This is a genomic window from Brevundimonas sp., from assembly GCF_036399195.1.
In the GTDB taxonomy this organism is placed as follows: Bacteria; Pseudomonadota; Alphaproteobacteria; order Caulobacterales; family Caulobacteraceae; genus Brevundimonas.
In genome coordinates this window covers 1-2,295 of sequence record NZ_DASWNO010000112.1, presented here as the reverse complement: position 1 = coordinate 2,295, position 2,295 = coordinate 1, and the positions used below count along the sequence as shown (strand labels likewise).

Sequence of the window (2,295 nt, the reverse complement as noted above, 5' to 3'; positions counted from 1 at the left end):
CCGATGATCATCGGCTCGACCTCGGGGTGGTTGATGTTGTGCGGGATGATGGCCCGGCCGCGGGCGATCTCCTGACGCACGAACTCCGGCGTGACGAAGTCGGGGATGGAGGCGCCGAAGTCCTCGCCGTCGCGGATGCAGGGGGCGTTCTGCTCGCGTCGCAGGTTCTCGCGGATGGCGACGTACTCCATCTCCGGGGTGATGATCCCCTGTCTGGCGTATTCGTACTGGGTAACCGGCCGCCCGGGCACGCCCTTGAAGACGCGGTGGTTGGAGGTGTCGAAGCGCGGGGCGAGGTGTTTGCCGGAGGCGTGGCCGTTGTCCTCCGGCTTCACGTCGCGCGGGTTCGCCACCGGCGCGATGTCGCCGCGGTCTAGCTGCCAGCTCGACTTCACCTTCGGCAGGCCGCGCTTGATGTCGATGCTGACCGTGGGGTCGGTGTAGGGGCCCGACGAGTCATAGATGGTCACCGGCGGCTCGTTGGCGGACGGATGCACCGCCACCTCGCGGAACGGCACCCGAATCTCGGGGTACAGCTCGCCGGCGACATAGACCTTGCGGCTCCCGGCCCGCTCGCCGGTCGGAATGGTCCCGGTCTCGCGCATTACCTGATCGCGGGCGTCCTTGAGGGCGAGCTCGACGTTGGGCTCTTCGGGCAGGGCGGGGGGCGTGACGGCGATGTTCATGTCGGGGGGCTCCAGAAATGCATCAGGCCGCCGACGAGCAGGATCAGGCCTGTGGGGATGGCCAGACCGTTCATGCGGCGGAAATGGATGGGGGCGTCGGCGCGGGACAGCAGGCGCGGCCCGAGGGCCAGCATCGCGCCGCCCTCGACCAGCCACCAGACGGCGACGGCCGAGACCAGCGCCTCCAGCGGCGCATCCCAGCGGTGGTGGACCAGCAGCAGGCCCGCGCCGACGAAGAAGGCGACCGCTCCCGTGACGTGGGCGAGGGCTGGACTGCCGCGCAGGCTCTCGACGAAGTGGGCGGCGGCGTCCCGGCGCGACAGAACGCCCGCCGCGGACAGCAGCAGATAGCCGCCCACGGCGGTGGCGAGAGAGCCGGTCAACTGGTCTTCGGCGCCGAACACGCTGTCTTCTCCCTTCGCCGGCATGACCCGGATCAGGTTCGACGGGTCAGGCGATCACGCCAATCTCAGCGGCTCACGCGCCGCCCCCCGGAGAACGGTCGGACCCTACGCCCGGTGCACCGCCGGTTCAATCCGGGAAGGCGACCAGCAGCTGGTCCAGGGCCGTCTCGATGCGGGTCCAGCCGGCGGCGTCGAGCGGCAGACCGGGCACGGCGCCCCGGGCGGCGGCGGACAGGGCCAGCATCTGCACCGCCGCCATCAGCACGGCGTTGACGGCGGCGGCGTCGCCTTCGGGCGGCGTGCGCAGTCGGGGCCGGCGCTCGCGCAGCCAGGCCTGCAACATGGCGTTGCGGTCGGCCTCGATGCGCCGCAGCGTGTCCGAGTCCTCGACCAGCGCCCAGGCCATCAGCCGCAGGCTCAGCGGGCTGACCCGCAACGCCGCCAGCCAGGTCAGCAGGCTGATCCGGGCGAAGGTGCGCAGAGAGGCGGTATCGACGTGCGGGATAGACGCGAGGCTGGCGGCCAGCGCCGCGTTGGCTCGTTGGGCGATCCGCGCCGCCGCGCCCTCGACCCCGCCGAAATAGCGATAGACCAGCTTGCGGTCGCAGCCCGCCTCGGCGGCCAGGGTCTGGACGTTCAGCCCGGGGAAGCCGTCGCGCAGCAGGATGCGCTCGCCGGCCTCGACGATGAGGGCCTCGGTGGCGGGGCGGCTGCGCAGGCGAACGGCGCTGATGACGGGGGATTCGGCCATGCCGGGAGCATCGCGCCTCGCGGCATGAGTCGGCAAGCGGGAGGGAGAAAAGGTGCGGCCCGGTCTGCGTCGGGGGGCGTGGCAGGGACCGGGCCGCTGTAGACTTTGTCGAGCGCGCATCGCTGCAAGGTCCGATCGATAAACTGCGGTTCGGGGGATCGGTTCCGCGACATTCTGAAATATTTTCAGCGGCGGCGACTCGCGCAAGGAGACGGGGGAGTTCCCGTTACAGGACAACCTGTTAGGGCTTTTGCAACCAAGGTGCGCAACTCTGCATTATGTAGCGCAAGGGTCGAGGTGAGTATGAGTCTGCGTCTGGAACGGCTGGTGTACGAAAGCACCGCCACGGGAACGACCGGATCGATCGGCAATCTGGCCGTGATCCTTGCGGAATCCCAGCGCAACAACGACCGTGACGAACTGACCGGCGTGCTGGCGGCGCACCGCGACCGCT

General features: G+C 69.8%; 3 protein-coding genes and 1 riboswitch. All 3 genes read right to left on the bottom strand.

The window, feature by feature from the left end; translation table 11 throughout:
- Positions 1 to 686, bottom strand: a 686-nt coding sequence (locus tag VGB60_RS05370; RefSeq protein WP_331037235.1) for a phosphomethylpyrimidine synthase ThiC, incomplete at its 3' end; no start/stop codon positions are given.
- Positions 683 to 1,114, bottom strand: coding sequence for a hypothetical protein (locus VGB60_RS05365; RefSeq protein ID WP_331037234.1), 432 nt, complete (start codon positions 1,112 to 1,114; stop codon positions 683 to 685). The genes VGB60_RS05365 and VGB60_RS05370, both read right to left, overlap by 4 nt.
- Positions 1,083 to 1,190: riboswitch (TPP riboswitch) on the bottom strand. Its footprint overlaps the gene before it by 32 nt.
- Before the next feature lie 27 nt (positions 1,191 to 1,217).
- The gene (locus VGB60_RS05360) at positions 1,218 to 1,841 is read right to left on the bottom strand and encodes a TetR/AcrR family transcriptional regulator (protein WP_331037233.1); all 624 of its coding nucleotides are present in this window, start codon (positions 1,839 to 1,841) and stop codon (positions 1,218 to 1,220) included.
- Between the last annotated feature and the right edge of the window lie 454 nt (positions 1,842 to 2,295).

Coding starts and splice junctions, on each gene's coding strand:
- VGB60_RS05365 (WP_331037234.1), bottom strand. CDS start 1,114: ATGCCGGCGAAGGGAGAAGACAGCGTGTTCGGCGCCGAAGACCAGTTG.
- VGB60_RS05360 (WP_331037233.1), bottom strand. CDS start 1,841: ATGGCCGAATCCCCCGTCATCAGCGCCGTTCGCCTGCGCAGCCGCCCC.